The organism is Roseivirga spongicola (assembly GCF_001592965.1).
Lineage (GTDB): Bacteria > Bacteroidota > Bacteroidia > Cytophagales > Cyclobacteriaceae > Roseivirga > Roseivirga spongicola.
Map to the genome: position 1 here is coordinate 591,298 of NZ_LRPC01000012.1, position 15,239 is coordinate 606,536.

Here is a 15,239-nt window from a genome sequence, read left to right on the forward strand (position 1 = left end):
TTGATAGCTCTAATGATCTAACTCTTGTAAAAGGCTGCTTAGGTTCAATGCTTTGGTGAACATATCTATTTCGCCATTCGCCTTTAATGGCCAGTCCTCCTTAGGTCTATCCCAATATAGTTCTACTCCGTTGCCATCGGGGTCGTCTAAATAGAGTGCTTCTGAAACCCCATGATCTGCAAATCCGGTAAAAGGATACTCTTCATCCTGAAGCCTTTTGAAAATTGCTGCTAAGTCTTTTCTGGTAGGGTAAAGAATAGCAGTGTGAAATAAACCAGGGTGATGTTTAGGAGCAGGTGGTTGGCCTTGGCTCTCCCAAGTGTTCAAACCTATGTGATGATGGTAGCCTCCGGCCGAAATGAAAGCCGCCTGATTGCCATATTGCTGTGTCAACTCGAAGCCAAGTAAACCGCAGTAAAAGTCGAGTGACCTTTGTAGGTCAGAAACTTTAAGGTGTACATGTCCTATTCGGGTTTGTTCAGGAACTTGATAGTCTTTCATAAATGTAAATAGAAGTCTTTAAGCAGTGCCGAAAAGGCTTGGCTATAACTTCCGTCTGATTCTTTAATAAAGACATCGGTGGTGTTTATTAGGTTCACTTCTGCTTTTCTAAACTGAGCTATTAGTCTAAAAACCGGACCACCTTCTTTATTTCGAAGCACGTGTTTTTCGGATACTTTGAACCCAATGGATTCAGCTTTTGATATGAATTGCTCCATTTCAGCTGCTGGATACATCACCCAAAACTCTCCATCTTCCTTCAATAATCGGGAAGCGTGAAAGGCCAAGTCTTCCATGCTGAGTGTTTCTGCATGAACTGCTTGGTTCTTATTCTTCGATTGTCCGGCCTGTGAGTTCACAAAGAAAGGCGGATTACAAATGATCTGATCGTAGGTGATCGCTGCTTGAAACTCTTGAAGCGATGTATGAAATATGGAAAGTTGTTCCGGCCAAGGTGAACTGTTGAAATTTGCCTTGGCTTGATTATAAGCGTCAGCATTAAGTTCTAAGGTATCAATATTTACTTCAGTCCTTTGTGCAACCATTAAAGAGAGGAGGCCTGTGCCTGCCCCAATGTCAAGAATTCTGCCTGTAGAGTAGGGCCTAAAAACTGCACCAAAATAACAACCATCAGTAGTCACCTTCATGCCCACATTGCCCTGCTCAATCAGAAACTGCTTAAACTGGAAGTAGGTGTTTGCCATTGGAATGTTGAAGGCTTAATTATGAATGTTGAATCAAGTCTAATTCAACATTCAACATTCAAAATTAATCATTAGGAATAGAGCCCCGACTCGAAGCCTTCATCGACCAAAAGGTTGGAGCCTTCGGCAGCATCTACGGCCAACTGGTCGCAACGCTCGTTTTCAGGAATTCCTGCGTGACCCTTTACCCATTGAAATGTAACTCTGTGCTTGTTGTAGATGTCTACAAACCGAAGCCAAAGATCTTTGTTCTTCTTCCCTTTAAAATCTTTTTTAATCCAGCCCCAAAGCCAGCCCTTGGTTACAGAGTCTATAACGTATTTAGAGTCTGAGTAAATCTTTACTGGTGCATTTGGCACCTTAATGGACTCTAGCCCAACAATAATGGCCAAGAGCTCCATTCTGTTGTTGGTGGTTTTGCGATATCCCTGTGAGATTTCTTTTCGGTGTTCTCTGAACTTCATGACCACTCCATAGCCTCCCGGTCCGGGGTTGCCTCTAGAGGAGCCATCTGTGTAGATGGTAATCATAGGTTCGCAATATTGTCTTTAAACAGCTTGATGGCAATGGAAAGCAGAATAATTCCGAATATTTTCTGAATAATGCCAATACCGCCTTCTCCAATTTTCCTTTCTAGCCAGTTGGTAGACTTCAGTACCAGATACACAAATGCTAGGTTGATGATAATGCCTACCAAAATGTTCAATTCATCATATTCCGCTTTGATGGAAATTAGAGTAGTCAATGTTCCTGCGCCAGCAATAAGGGGGAAAGCAATAGGAACTACAGAGGTATTATTAGAGGCTGTTGGCTCATTTTTAAAGAAGTTGTGGCCCAAAATCATTTCCATACCAATAATGAACATAATAATGGAACCTGCTATGGCAAATGACCCGACATCTATACCGAATAACCCTAGCAAATTATCTCCTGCAAAGAGAAATAGAATCATTAAAACTCCGGCAACCAAAGTGGCTTTACCAGATTGAATATGACCTACTTGTTTCCTCAAGTTGATGATGATGGGAATGGAGCCCAGAATATCAATTACCGAGAATAGAATAAGTGTTACGGATAGAATTTGTGTGAAATTCAGCATAGCCTAAAAATTTTGCGCGAATGTAGGAAAAGCATTGTCTAATATAACATTACAGACAGTATTTGTTAGTTTAGTTCCATTACCGAAAAGTTTTTAGAAAAGGAATGGTGTATAGTAATGATAAAGCGATTTTTTAAGTTCCTTTTACTCGGAGCTTTACATAGGCAAAGGGGAGATCATAGTAATATTTTCTTCTCTAGAGCGGCATTTTGGGTAGCACTTTCTACCAGTTTGTACATTACCAGTTTGGCGCATTGGGTTTTGAAAGATCAGTTTATTGCTTTTAGTAAGTTAGAGGGAGAAGGCCTTTTTTCAATCAAGAATTTTGATGGCAGTTACCTATCTGTTGGCCTACTTACTGTAGGCTTATTTATTACCTATTTCTTTATTTTTTGGCCCAATATAGTGGTGGAGTTTAAAGAGTCTACAAAGAAAGGAATGAGGTATAGTCTTTTTCTGCTCTATTTCTTGCCGAGTTTTCTAGCTTTTGTCTACACTAGAGGGTTTGTAACAGAGGCTAGTGCTTTCTAGAGGCGTTGTTAGTCTTTGTTAGCCTGCTAACACTTTCGAAAAACGAATAAAACAATCAGAGAACTTCTAGGTAGCTCAAGAGACCTAGGATCAGAACACCAACACCGATATAGATAAAAAGCATTGGCCCGAGACTAAGAATGGACTGTTTTGCCTGTGTAACATTTGAGGGGTCGTCTGGGGCGTAGAGAACTTCAAATTTCTCTCCCTTGTGCCAAGGCTTATAAGAAAAGCCAAAGCTCAACTCTTCTTCATATATGTTTTTCTCTTGGTCGTAGTAGCTAATAATTGGATAGAAAATTTTGGTCGAACCACTTTTAGACTCTGTGTAACCTCTAACTCTGGCTTCGGTTCTTACCCCATGCTTTTGTAAGTACTTATAATTTGAGTTGAATTTGATTCCAACGATAATAAAGACAGTACCTATGAAAAAGGTAATGAACAGAACCGTCATTTATCTTGAAGGTAGAAAAGCCCCATTTCATAGCCCTTCAAGCCGAAGCCAGTGATCATGCCTGCACAATTAGCAGTAATAAGACTTAGGTGTCGATACTCCTCTCGGGCATGAATGTTCGAAATATGAACCTCTACAACCGGAGTTTTTATACCTGCCACAGCATCAGAAATGGCCACAGAAGTGTGAGTGTAAGCCCCGGCATTTAGAATGATACCGTCATAGGAGAAGCCAACTTCGTGTAGTTTGTTAATCAACTCACCTTCAATATTGCTTTGGTAGTACTCAAAGTCAACTTCCGGATGTTTCGACTTTAGTCCTTCAAAGTATTCTTCAAAGCTTTGGTCGCCATAAACGCTTTTTTCTCTTACTCCTAGCAGGTTCAGGTTTGGTCCGTTGATGATGATGATTTTCATGAGGCTAAAACTACATGATTATCTCCAATTCTCTGCAATAAACGCAGTATGCCGTTTTCAGGCTGCTAACCTTTGACAAACTTAAACTAGGTAAGACCAGGGAGCTCTTAGGTTTTTGCAGGTTTGGGAGGCTAATGTTTGTCAAAGGTTTGTAATTCGCTTTCGGAGAATGCTATTATACACCTCCATCTTTAAATTACCACTCATAATGGCCATCAGAAGAGGTAGGAGGTGGACGTTCAACAAATAAAATACGGAGTTTGCCATATTAGAATATCCTAATTCACTAAACTTGAAAATGGCTTGGGATATTTACATTCAGGAATATGAGAACTACTTAAGGCTAGAGCGTTCGCTTAGTGCAAACTCGGTGGAGGCCTATGTTCGTGATGTTTCCAAGCTCAAGCAGTTTCTAGAAATTTCTGGTTCTGATATTACGCCTTTGCAAGTAAGCATGGTGGAGCTACAGAACTTCATTGAGTACATCAATGAGTTGGGCATGAGTGCTTTTTCTCAGGCAAGGATCATTTCAGGGCTAAAGTCTTTCTACAAATTCTTGCTTTATGAAGGTGAGTTGGACTCTGACCCAACAGAACTTTTGGAGGCTCCTAAGTTGGGTAGAAAACTCCCAGATACTTTAAGTGTAGAGGAAATAGATCAGATTTTAGCTGCCATTGACCACTCCAAGCCAGAAGGAATGCGAAACAGAGCCATGCTCGAAACCTTGTACAGCTCAGGTCTTCGTGTTTCTGAATTAATTGGACTGAAAATGTCGAATGTGCATTCTGATGTGGGCTTCTTGAGGATCTTCGGAAAGGGGAGTAAGGAGCGTTTGGTGCCTATTGGTAAGGAGGCGCTGAAATACATTAAGATCTACCAAAATGAAGTTAGGGTTCACTTAGATATAAAGTCGGGCAATGAGAGCTTTATGTTTTTGAATCGAAACGGTAGGCAGTTAAGTAGGCAAATGGTTTTTATTGTGATTAAAACTTTGGTTGAAAAAGCCGGAATCAAAAAGACCATCAGTCCGCACACTTTCAGGCATTCATTTGCTACTCATTTAATAGAAGGCGGGGCTGATCTCCGGGCAGTGCAGGAAATGCTAGGTCACGAATCCATCACCACCACAGAAATATACACGCACCTAGATAGAGATTACCTAAGACAAGTGATACAGGAATTCCATCCTAGAAGTTAGTTTAAAGTTCAAGGTTCAATGTTTAATGTGACTCTGACTTGAAACATTAAGCATCAAACTTTCATCTCCATTAGAGTCTCTCACAGAGGACTCTGATGATTCAACATTCTCAGAGTCCCTTTCAGGAGACACTGAGATTGAGGATAGCAAGACCGAACTTCCGAAATCAGATGCAAGAGTGAATTTCGATTCTCAGACCACTAAGGGTTCTTTAAAAAATGCGTTTATAGTAGCTCAAAGCTTTTCCTCGTATGGATGTTTGTCTTCAATCGGCACACCTAAAAGACGTGATATGGATTTTCCTGCTTGAATAACTTCAGAATTCAAACTAGCATCAGTTTTGTCAATTTCAATTCTCTTGCCATCTGATAGTATTAAGTTCAGAGTACATTCTTGTGTATCGAATGTGTTAGGGTAATCGATTACCACTTTTTGCACATCTCCAAAATCAACCTCTTTATGATAAGGTACTTTTATCGTTTTCTGCTTTTTAGAAAAAATGATTTTTATTGGAGAAATGCCTCCTTTTAAATACTTGAAAATTCGAGGAATGACTAGGAGCGGTAGAAGGTAAAACAGATAGATTAGACTGCTTACATCGCTTTTATGGTTGTTAATTAATACGGCATACCAAATGACAAGAATTAAAACTGATATGTAAAAGTTGGTCTTTGCTCTTGTCGGGTTTTTGGTGATTACAAACTCAGTATCAGTGTCAGAGATATTGTAGCGATTTAACATTATATCCTCTCAAATCATCAAATTAACTTATTATCAAATCAGAAATCAAAACCATTTTCAACTCCATCAGAGTCTCTCACAGAGGACTCTGATGATTGAGCTTGCCGTTCTCAGAGTCCCTTTCAGGAGACTCTGAGAGGGTGTAGTTGGTTTATGGTTCTAATGTAACTCCGACTTCGAACATTAAACCTGAAACTTTGAACTGGTTACAGCCAATTCTTCCGTTTGAAATAATAGATCATTCCTAAAGCCACTATAACAATGGCTCCCCAGAAAATAGGGTAAGAGTACTCGTAACTCAGCTCAGGCATATGTTCGAAGTTCATTCCGTAAATCCCAGCCATAAAGGTGAGAGGAATGAAAACCACCGAAAATATGGTCAAAACTTTCAGTACATCATTCAACTTATTGGTCATGTGCGTGTGGTAGGTGTTGAGGTTGTCATTGATGGTCTCCCTATAAACCTCAATGGTTTCAGTCACATTCGTAATGTGGTCGTGGAGGTCTTTGAGGAACGGACGTGTCTTTTTGTCTATAATCGGAAGGTCTGATTTGTTAAAGCCGATTACTGTATCGCGTAAAGGTCTGGCGAAACGTCTCAGGTAATTAACCTCTTTCTTACTTAGGTTCAAATCGCCTAAGATGTCTTTCCTAAAATCACCTAGCAGCCTAGCCTCCTGCTCATTGATTTCGTCTCCATATTCTTCGATAATACCTAGATAATGGTCTACAATTACATCGAGCAGAGCAAAAGCCACATAGTCAGACTTTCGGGTTCTTATTCGGCCCTTCGCGTTTCTGAGTCGCCCGCGCACACCATCGAAAATATCCCCCTCTTTTTCCTGGAAAGTAATGATGTAGCCGTTGCCCACAATCATGCTGAATTGTTCGGAGATAATAGTTTCTTCCGAGGTTCGGAACATTTTTGCTGCTATAAAGAAGTGGTCGTCATACTCATCGAAAGTAGGACGCTGGTTAATATTGAGGATATCTTCTAACGCCAGATTGTGAATATTAAAGCACTCACCAATTTTCTGAACCACGCTAATATCATGCAAGCCAACAACATTCACCCAAGTGGTAAACTCTGGTTTAACCAGTTCAGCCAAATGGTCTAATGTAATGTGCTCATCTCTTAATTCAGTTTGATTAAACTGAATTAACTCTAACCTTACATTCTCTACATGCTGCTCACCAGTATAGATGAGCGCTCCGGGCATTTGGTTAAGCTTTTTAGAGACCTTACTAGGTTCAGCTTTCTTTTTTCTTCGCCTCCTTATAGACAATAGTTCGGTGGGGGAAAGGTATTTCAATTCCTTCACGGTCGAATCTTTCTTTAATTGACTTATTAATATCGCACTTTAATTCGAATCCCTTTCCAGGGTCCTCAGCCCAAACCTGAGCCCTGAGATTGATGCTAGATTCGCCAAAATCTAATAATCTAACAATCACTGCTGGGTTGCCTTTATCTTTTTCTTCATCAGTTCTTTTATCTATGAAGTTAGGGTGAGCCATGGCTTCTTCCTGAATAATTTTCATAGCTAAATCTATGTTAGAGTCATAACTGATGCCATAGAATATATGATTGCAGACCATTTCATCAACTATGTTAAAGTTGTGTATGGTTTCGGCACTTATAACGGAGTTGGGAATGATTAGGCGCTTATTTTCGAAGTCTTTGATAACGGTGTGCCGCAGGGTAATGTCTTCTACTGTTCCAGAATATAGGTTAGATATTCTTACAATGTCTCCAACTCGGAAAGGCTTGAAGATAACAATGAAGATACCACTTACTATGTTGGAGAAAGCAGCTTGAGAAGCAAAACCTATAATGGCTGCTATGATACCAGCAGAAGCAAACAGAGTTACTCCAACTGTTCTGAACTGTGGTATTGAAATGAAGATTAGAATAGTAGCAACAGTGTAAATAATAAAGCCTAAAGCATTGCTTAAAAACTTATACTTGGTTGGGTCTACTCTAATTTCATCAGACGACTTATTGATTGCTTTCTTTAGAATGGCTCTTAAAATTCTTAAGAGTATATGTGCCAGTGCAAGAATGGCGGCAACATAAGTTATCAGATTAAGCGCTTCATAGCGCGTGTAGTGTAAAAAATCAAAAGGCAGATTTACCTCCATTATCCAATATTGAGATTAAAAGTCATTACTGGAATATCTGAACGAGTAATCAGATACTCGGTGATATTTCCTTTAATTAAGTCCTTGATAGACTCCGAATGTTTAGAAAAGAGAGCAATCATATCTGACTCGTAAAAATCGGCTGCATTAAGAATTCCTTTTTGCAATTGTTTGGTGTTAAAAACCTCTATTTCGTACCCTTTTAGACCGTTTCTCTGAAACCATAAATGGCTCTTCTTTCTAATTTGGGGCGAAGTATGGAAAAATGCTGGAGTATTTACATATACGAACTGAAGTTCTGAGTTAAATTTTTCAGCGAGCGCCAAGAGGTCGCTCATTCTCTGACTACAGTCGTCTTCTAGGTTAGTTGGGATAAGAATTTTATTAGGTGCAAAATCTTCCTTGTTCTGGTTTACCGTTATTACAGGGTTCATGGCCAGTTTTGCTATTCTTTCTGGGTGAGTTCTTTTCAAGAATTCATCGAACCTCTGATGTTCATAGTTGCCTACTATGGTTAGGTCAAAACCTTCTTCAGCCACTAATTCGGCAATTTTATCTGGAGAGCTATCAACCTTAAGTTTGTAAGAGATTTTAATGCCTTCATTGGAGAGCTTTTCTACATACCTCTCCATCTTCTTTTCATTTTTCTCAATTACTTCATCTAAAAACTTCTGCCCACCAGGGGCTTTGCTTTTATACAAACCCAATTCATCTAGATAAACTGTAAGGGCCGCTTTAACTACATGAATTAGTGATATTTCTGCTCCGGTAACGGAAGCAATTTGTTTGGCAACATTTAGAGCTTTAGACGTTTTGTCCGTAAAGTCTACAGGAACAAGAATCTTTTCGTACATCTCGTTTTAATTTAATTCAAATTCAGACATATCTCAATAAGTGACAAGTCTAAGCAGATAAATAGTTGAAAGGGCGGTTTAAAATTTCAATTCTTAGAGTTCTGAATTATTTTTGCTCGAAATCTGCACCCTTGTATAAGTTCTTAATCCGTCCGTTCCTTTTTCTAAAAAATCCTGAGCCAGCTCATTATTTTACTTTTGGTCTCATTAGAAAGCTTTTTAAAGTACCAGGTGCTGCATCTGTAGCCAAAGGTTTGTACAACTTTCAACATCCAGAACTAGCAGTAGAGTGTTTTGGTTTGAAGTTTCCAAACCCAGTTGGACTTGCTGCTGGCTTCGATAAAGACGCTAAACTTTTCAATGAGCTATCAGCATTTGGGTTTGGCTTCATTGAAATCGGTACGCTTACACCCAAAGGTCAGGATGGAAACCCAAAGCCTCGTCTATTTAGGTTGCCCGATGATATGAGCCTGATTAACCGCATGGGTTTTAATAATGAAGGGGTGGAAGTGGCTGTAGAGCGACTAAAAAAGAAGCGAACGCAAGTGTTGATTGGTGGAAACATAGGGAAGAATAAAGTCACTCCCAATGAACAGGCCGTTGACGATTATGTGTACTGCTTCCAAGCCTTGGAACCTTACGTAGATTATTTTGTGGTGAATGTGAGTTCACCAAACACGCCTAACTTAAGAGAACTTCAAGATAAAGAGCCGCTAACGGCACTCTTAAATACACTTCAGCAGAAGAAGAAAGAGCTAAATGCCAAACAACCAATTCTATTGAAAATTGCGCCAGATCTAACTGATTCTCAGCTTGACGATATTGTAGACATAGTGAAAGACACAGGAATTGATGGACTTATTGCTACCAATACTACTATTTCTAGAGAAGGCTTAAAGACGCCAAAGCAAACTGTTTCGCAAATTGGGGCTGGAGGCCTAAGTGGTGCAGCTGTAACTGATAGATCTACAGAGGTTATCCGTTACTTACACCAAAAATCTGCAGGGGACTTTCCTATTGTTGGAGTAGGAGGAATACTTACCGCAGAAGATGCTATTGCTAAATTAGAGGCGGGGGCTTCATTGGTTCAGGTATACACAGGGTTTATTTACGAAGGCCCAGCCATGATTAAGAAAATTAACAAGGGAATTCTTCGTTGGAAAAAAGCAAAGCACAAGGCCTAGTTGGCTTATGCGGTTTCTAAAATTCATTTAACTTCGTACAAACTGGTTTAAAATTTTTCAATGGCCCAAAACACCTATAAGTCCAATACCTTTAAAAGTAACCAGGGCAAAAAACCCAAAACCAAAAGAAAACTCTCCTTTAATCTGAGTATGCCTTTTCTAAAGGATAAAAGGGTGCAGCTTTCTGTGGGCTTTTTCCTATTGCTGGCATCGGTGTTTATTTTTCTAGCTTGTTTTAGCTATCTATTCACAGGTAAGGCAGACCAAAGTGTGGTTGAAGCTTTCTTCTCAGATGGTGAAACAGTTCAGTCTCTAGGCAGAGAAGCATCTAACTGGATGAAATTACTAGGTGCCTTAACAGCCCATAAACTTATTTTTTCATGGTTTGGAATTGGGGCATTCCTTATTCCTCCGTTTCTGTTTATTCTAGGGTACAAGATTGTATGGGGCAAAGCTTTGATGAAACTTTCTAGGGCTTTTGCGGCTACCAGCTTTTTTCTGGTGTGGATTAGCCTGCTTATGGGCTCCATGATTAAAGGAGACGACTCAGTTTCCGAATGGAGCTTCTATTCTGGAGGCTTGGGTTATGAGCTTTCTTTGTTCTTCGATAGTCTTTTGGGCTACGGAACTATCCTTTTCTTAGCTTTTACATTACTGGTCTTTGTAATATTCTTCTTTAACATCACTGAAATTTTAAGCCTGAAAAAGGCTACTGTAGAACCATCTGTACTAAAAGAAGATGAGGCTAAAAAACAGCAGGATTCAGAGCCAGTGAACCAACCTGTTGAGTCTACATCAGATGAGAGTGAAGAGGTTGATGAGGAAGAAGAAATTGATGACTCAGATTGGGTGGTAACAGTTAAAAATGAAGAGTCTGAGCCAGAGGAAAGTGAGTTGGAGCCAGAGTTAGCCTCTGCCATTAACTTGAGTACCGCACCATCTACACCTAATAAGGTCGAAGAGAAAAAAGAAGATGATGGTGCTATTGAACTAGAGGTTGAAGAGCCGGTTAATAAGCCAGTAGCACAAGAGCCTGCAAAAGAAAAGGAGCCAGCTTTTGAAGTAGAGATTAAGGAGGCTTCTGAAAAACTTGTTGAACAGGCAGGCCACTATGACCCTACTTTAGATTTGCCAAAATACCAGTTTCCAAAAGTAGATTTGCTGAATGAATACTCTACTGGTAGAGTTCAGGTTACAAAAGAAGAACTTCAGGCCAACAAAGACAAGATCGTTGAAACCCTAACCAATTTCAAGATTGGTATTGCTAGTATTAAAGCAACTATTGGCCCTACGGTTACGCTTTACGAGATTGTGCCAGAAGCAGGGGTGAAGATTTCTAAGATCAAAAACTTGGAAGATGATATAGCCCTGAGTTTAGCTGCTTTAGGAATTCGTATTATCGCTCCAATCCCGGGTAAAGGAACTATTGGTATCGAAGTGCCAAACACCAATAAAGAAATGGTGTCCATGAGGTCGGTAATCTCTACTGATAAATTCATGAATTCCGATATGGCTTTACCAATTGCTCTTGGAAAAACCATCACCAACGATATTTTCGTTACCGACCTAGCAAAAATGCCTCACTTATTGATGGCAGGTGCTACGGGTCAGGGTAAATCGGTTGGACTAAATGTAATACTAACTTCACTTTTATATAAGAAGCATCCTTCCCAGCTGAAGTTTGTATTGGTAGATCCGAAGAAGGTAGAATTAACCCTTTTCAATAAAATTGAGAGACATTACTTGGCTAAGCTTCCTGATAATGAGGAGCCAATTATTACCGATACTAAAAAAGTAATCCATACGCTTAATTCACTCTGTATTGAGATGGATCAGCGTTACGACTTATTGAAAGATGCTGCTTGTAGAAACCTAAAGGAGTACAATAAGAAATTTATGGATAGAAAGCTGAATCCTGAAAAGGGACACAGATACCTTCCATACATTGTATTGGTTATAGATGAGTTAGCTGATTTGATGATGACGGCAGGTAAGGAGGTGGAAACTCCAATTGCTCGTTTAGCTCAGTTAGCACGTGCTATTGGTATTCACTTGGTGGTAGCAACTCAGAGACCATCTGTAAACGTAATTACTGGTATTATAAAGGCTAACTTCCCTGCAAGGCTTTCATTTAGAGTAACTTCTAAAGTAGACTCCCGAACCATTCTAGATGCTGGAGGGGCCGATCAACTGATCGGACAAGGAGATATGCTGCTTTCAATGGGTTCCGATATCATAAGAATTCAGTGTGCATTTGTAGATACGCCAGAAGTAGACGAAATTTGCGAATTCATTGGTAACCAAAAGGGTTATTCAGACGCTTACTTATTACCAGAATATGTTGGTGAAGATGAAGGAGGTAGCCGAGCAGATGTAGATCTTTCTGAAAGAGATGCATTGTTCGATGAAGCTGCTAGGCTCATAGTATCTCATCAGCAGGGAAGTACCAGTTTGATTCAGCGTAAACTCAAATTGGGATACAATAGAGCAGGCCGTTTGATAGATCAATTAGAGGCGGCAGGAATTGTCGGGCCATTCGAAGGAAGTAAGGCAAGAGAGGTGTTGGTGCCCGATGAATATAGTTTGGAACAGTTATTGAATAACCTGGATAACTGATTTCAGTAATTAAGAAAAGAATGAAAAGAATATTAATTGTGATGTTTTGGATGGCTGCCTCGTTGGTGGCTGTAGGGCAAGAACAAAATCCAAAAGCAATTTTGGATAAAATGAGTTCGGTTTATAAGGCAATGCCGGGTTATGAGATCGGATTCGTTCAGAAAATTTTAAGTGAGTCTGAAGTGGTAGATAGGTTAACTGGCGAAGCTTCTGTTTCTAAAGATAAGTTTTTGATCAAGTTTCAGGCACAGCATATTTACTGTAATGGAACGGTGCTTTGGACATATTTAGTAGAATCTCAGGAGTTGACAATCACTAATTTTGAACCAGATGAGGCAGTAATAAACCCATCGAACGTTTATGATATCTACAAAGAGGGTTTTACCTATGCTTATAAAAGGCAGGATAACATTAAAGGAGAATTAGTGCACGTGGTAGAATTAACTTCTACGGATGATGACTCTGATTTTACTAATGTTATAATGTACATAGGCCAGAAAGATTCATATCTAAAGGCTTGGGATTTGATTGATTATGCTGGTGCTAAGACAGCTTTCGAGGTATCTTCATTCAAACCAAATGTTACTTTTCCTCCAGGTTTCTTCGAGTTTGACGAAGAGAAAAACCCTGTTCAATACAAAGAAGACCTCCGTAATTAATGAACAAAAAAGACTTATTCGGTCAAATCAAGGCTAAATCATCTTACCTATGTGTTGGCCTTGATACTGATATTCAGAAAATTCCTGAACACCTCAAAAAAGCGGACGATCCGCTTTTTGAGTTTAATAAGCAAATTATAGACGCTACCATAGATTATGCGGTGGCCTATAAGCCTAATATAGCTTTTTACGAAGCTCACGGTCTCAAAGGTTGGGAGAGCTTAATGAAAACCATTGAGTATATCCCCAAAGAGGCCTTCGTTATTGCAGATGCTAAACGTGGCGATATTGGGAATACCTCAAAAATGTATGCTCGTGCTTTCTTTGAAGAAATGAATTGCGATGCCATTACGGTGGCTCCTTATATGGGTGAAGACTCTGTAAAACCTTTCTTAGATTTCAAGAATAAGTGGGTTATTCTTTTGGCTCTTACTTCTAATGCGGGTGGAAAGGACTTTCAGAATCTCACATTAGATTCTGGGGAGGAAGTTTATGAGCGAGTTCTATCGAAAAGTCAGGAGTGGGGTTCTTCAGAAGAGCTGATGTACGTGGTTGGAGCTACAAAAGCGGAGGCTTTAAAGAATATCAGACAGATTGTGCCAGATCATTTCCTTTTAGTACCTGGTGTAGGAGCTCAAGGCGGTAGCCTTGAAGAGGTTTCTAAGTATGGAATGAATAGTGAGTGTGGACTGCTTGTAAACTCTTCACGCGGAATCATTTATAAAGACTCCTCTGAAGCATTTGCCCAAGTTGCGGGTCAAGAGGCTAATACTCTGCAACAGGAAATGTCTAAATATTTAGAAAAATATTGCTAAATTATTTGGTGTAAACACGCACCAAATGATTCAAGAAGAGTTCCTACATTTCGTCTGGCTACATCAATATTTCAATCCGAAACAGCTAATTACTACCGATGGTAAATCGGTAGAAGTATTGAAGCCTGGATACCATAACCATCTGGCAGGCCCAGACTTTAAGGAGGCTAGTATCAAGCTTGAAGGAATTCTTTGGGCAGGTTCAGTAGAAATTCACGTTAAGTCGTCTGATTGGAGTGCGCATAAACATGATGGAGATAGCAACTATGACAATGTTGTGCTCCATGTGGTGTTTACACATGACCGTGAGATATTGAATGCCGATGGGCAGCCCATTCCAACATTAGAACTCAAAGGTCTTGTTAAACCAGGCCTCCTTTCTAGGTACAAAACTATTGTAGAAAGTCAGACCGATATTCCATGTGGCAATTCATTTCATAAAGTTAAGGCGGTTACCAAGCTCTCTATGTTAGAGTTTACTTTGGTAAGAAGGTTGGAACGTAAGGGAGATCTTTTCAAGGAGATTCTGGAAAGCAATAATCAAGACTGGGAGCAAAGCACCTACCAATGGTTGGCGAGCGGATTTGGCTTTAAAACAAATTCAGAGAACATGCTGCAACTGGCTAATGCTGTGCCCCTCAAAGTTTTGCAAAAGCATGCAGATTTAAAACAATGGGAGGCATTGTTGTTCGGTGCTAGCGGCTTGTTAAATGCTTCTGACAATGATGCCTACGCTAATGAATTACGTAGAGAATACGCTTTTTTAGAACGTAAGTATGAAGTGAAATCAAGTCTTAGCTATAATCAATGGCACTTTTCAGGAGTGCGTCCTTCTAACTTTCCTACAGTAAGAATTGCTCAGTTCGCAGCGTTGGTTCATAGCCATCCAAACTTATTTAGTCTATTTACCCATTTTACAGATTTAGTTAGTCTTCAAAAACTGCTTCAGGTTAGTCCGTCTGAGTATTGGAAATCGCATTTGAATTTTGGGGCGAAAAGCAAGTTTCAGAATAAGGCAATGTCTAAATCTGCTGCTCAAGGACTTATGATAAATACCATTGCCCCATTACTAGTGGCTTATTCGGAATATAAAGATGATGCTGATATGTTAGATCGGGCCATGAATATCTTAATGACCCTTCCTGTAGAGCAAAATCATATAATTCGAAAGTGGCAGACTTTAGGGTGGAACGTAAACTCTAGTTTCGATACTCAGGGACTAATCGAGCTTTATAACGAGTACTGTTTAACTCGTAAATGCATGAAATGTAAGATTGGTATTGAGTTGGTAAAGGCCTGAATACTTATTTTTTGATACGAAAAGGCTT

General features: G+C 39.7%; 17 protein-coding genes. 7 read left to right on the forward strand and 10 right to left on the reverse strand.

The features are described 5' to 3' along the window. Positions 1-9: 9 nt before the first annotated feature. From AWW68_RS10490 to AWW68_RS10505, 4 genes are all read right to left on the reverse strand, one after another. Entirely contained in the window at positions 10-501 is a 492-nt protein-coding gene (locus AWW68_RS10490) for a VOC family protein (protein ID WP_068220498.1), read from the reverse strand. Next, positions 498-1,205, reverse strand: a complete 708-nt coding sequence (locus AWW68_RS10495; protein WP_068220500.1) for a tRNA1(Val) (adenine(37)-N6)-methyltransferase — start codon at positions 1,203-1,205, stop codon at positions 498-500. The genes AWW68_RS10490 and AWW68_RS10495 overlap by 4 nt, the downstream gene beginning before the upstream one ends. A 71-nt stretch (positions 1,206-1,276) precedes the next feature. Next, positions 1,277-1,735, reverse strand: a complete 459-nt coding sequence (rnhA, locus tag AWW68_RS10500) for a ribonuclease HI (RefSeq protein WP_068220503.1) — start codon at positions 1,733-1,735, stop codon at positions 1,277-1,279. Continuing rightward, on the reverse strand, positions 1,732-2,304 hold the full coding sequence (locus AWW68_RS10505) for a MarC family protein (protein WP_068220507.1): 573 nt from the start codon (positions 2,302-2,304) through the stop codon (positions 1,732-1,734). Before AWW68_RS10505 ends, rnhA begins: the two co-directional genes overlap by 4 nt. A 117-nt stretch (positions 2,305-2,421) precedes the next feature. Here AWW68_RS10505 and AWW68_RS10510 point away from each other — a divergent pair, with 117 nt between their 5' ends. Next, the gene (locus AWW68_RS10510; protein WP_068220511.1) at positions 2,422-2,835 is read left to right on the forward strand and encodes a hypothetical protein; all 414 of its coding nucleotides are present in this window, start codon (positions 2,422-2,424) and stop codon (positions 2,833-2,835) included. A gap of 55 nt (positions 2,836-2,890) precedes the next feature. Here the strand turns inward: AWW68_RS10510 and AWW68_RS10515 are convergent, their stop codons facing one another. Both AWW68_RS10515 and aroQ read right to left on the reverse strand, forming a co-directional pair. After that, positions 2,891-3,289: a DUF3592 domain-containing protein gene (locus AWW68_RS10515; RefSeq protein WP_068220514.1), complete on the reverse strand. Its 399-nt coding sequence runs from the start codon at positions 3,287-3,289 to the stop codon at positions 2,891-2,893. After that, entirely contained in the window at positions 3,286-3,705 is a 420-nt protein-coding gene (aroQ, locus tag AWW68_RS10520; RefSeq protein ID WP_068220519.1) for a type II 3-dehydroquinate dehydratase, read from the reverse strand. The genes AWW68_RS10515 and aroQ overlap by 4 nt, the downstream gene beginning before the upstream one ends. Positions 3,706-4,003: 298 nt before the next feature. Between aroQ and xerD the strand changes: the two genes are divergently transcribed. Further along, positions 4,004-4,903: a site-specific tyrosine recombinase XerD gene (gene xerD, locus AWW68_RS10525; RefSeq protein ID WP_068220522.1), complete on the forward strand. Its 900-nt coding sequence runs from the start codon at positions 4,004-4,006 to the stop codon at positions 4,901-4,903. A 234-nt stretch (positions 4,904-5,137) separates the two neighbouring features. Here xerD and AWW68_RS10530 read toward each other — a convergent pair whose 3' ends face one another. The 4 genes from AWW68_RS10530 to AWW68_RS10545 form a co-directional block, all read right to left on the reverse strand. After that, on the reverse strand, positions 5,138-5,644 hold the full coding sequence (locus tag AWW68_RS10530) for a hypothetical protein (RefSeq protein WP_068220526.1): 507 nt from the start codon (positions 5,642-5,644) through the stop codon (positions 5,138-5,140). A 206-nt stretch (positions 5,645-5,850) separates the two neighbouring features. Beyond that, entirely contained in the window at positions 5,851-6,864 is a 1,014-nt protein-coding gene (corA, locus tag AWW68_RS10535) for a magnesium/cobalt transporter CorA (RefSeq protein WP_157717611.1), read from the reverse strand. Between the two features lie 31 nt (positions 6,865-6,895). Further along, positions 6,896-7,783: a mechanosensitive ion channel family protein gene (locus AWW68_RS10540; RefSeq protein WP_068220532.1), complete on the reverse strand. Its 888-nt coding sequence runs from the start codon at positions 7,781-7,783 to the stop codon at positions 6,896-6,898. Further along, positions 7,783-8,637 carry a universal stress protein gene (locus tag AWW68_RS10545; RefSeq protein WP_068220535.1) on the reverse strand — a complete coding sequence of 285 codons (855 nt, stop codon included), beginning with the start codon at positions 8,635-8,637 and terminating at the stop codon, positions 7,783-7,785. Before AWW68_RS10545 ends, AWW68_RS10540 begins: the two co-directional genes overlap by 1 nt. 131 nt (positions 8,638-8,768) lie before the next feature. Here AWW68_RS10545 and AWW68_RS10550 point away from each other — a divergent pair, with 131 nt between their 5' ends. The 5 genes from AWW68_RS10550 to AWW68_RS10570 are packed head-to-tail and all read left to right on the forward strand — an operon-like array spanning position 8,769 to position 15,211. After that, on the forward strand, positions 8,769-9,821 hold the full coding sequence (locus tag AWW68_RS10550; protein WP_068220539.1) for a quinone-dependent dihydroorotate dehydrogenase: 1,053 nt from the start codon (positions 8,769-8,771) through the stop codon (positions 9,819-9,821). A gap of 60 nt (positions 9,822-9,881) precedes the next feature. Continuing rightward, the gene (locus tag AWW68_RS10555; protein WP_068220542.1) at positions 9,882-12,437 is read left to right on the forward strand and encodes an FtsK/SpoIIIE family DNA translocase; all 2,556 of its coding nucleotides are present in this window, start codon (positions 9,882-9,884) and stop codon (positions 12,435-12,437) included. Positions 12,438-12,457: 20 nt separating this feature from the next. Further along, the gene (locus AWW68_RS10560; RefSeq protein WP_084375654.1) at positions 12,458-13,096 is read left to right on the forward strand and encodes a LolA family protein; all 639 of its coding nucleotides are present in this window, start codon (positions 12,458-12,460) and stop codon (positions 13,094-13,096) included. After that, positions 13,096-13,911, forward strand: coding sequence for an orotidine-5'-phosphate decarboxylase (pyrF, locus tag AWW68_RS10565; RefSeq protein WP_068220548.1), 816 nt, complete (start codon positions 13,096-13,098; stop codon positions 13,909-13,911). Before AWW68_RS10560 ends, pyrF begins: the two co-directional genes overlap by 1 nt. A gap of 25 nt (positions 13,912-13,936) precedes the next feature. Beyond that, positions 13,937-15,211 (forward strand): DUF2851 family protein, encoded by a 1,275-nt coding sequence (locus tag AWW68_RS10570; protein WP_068220551.1) that lies wholly within the window; start codon positions 13,937-13,939, stop codon positions 15,209-15,211. Positions 15,212-15,239: the final 28 nt, after the last annotated feature.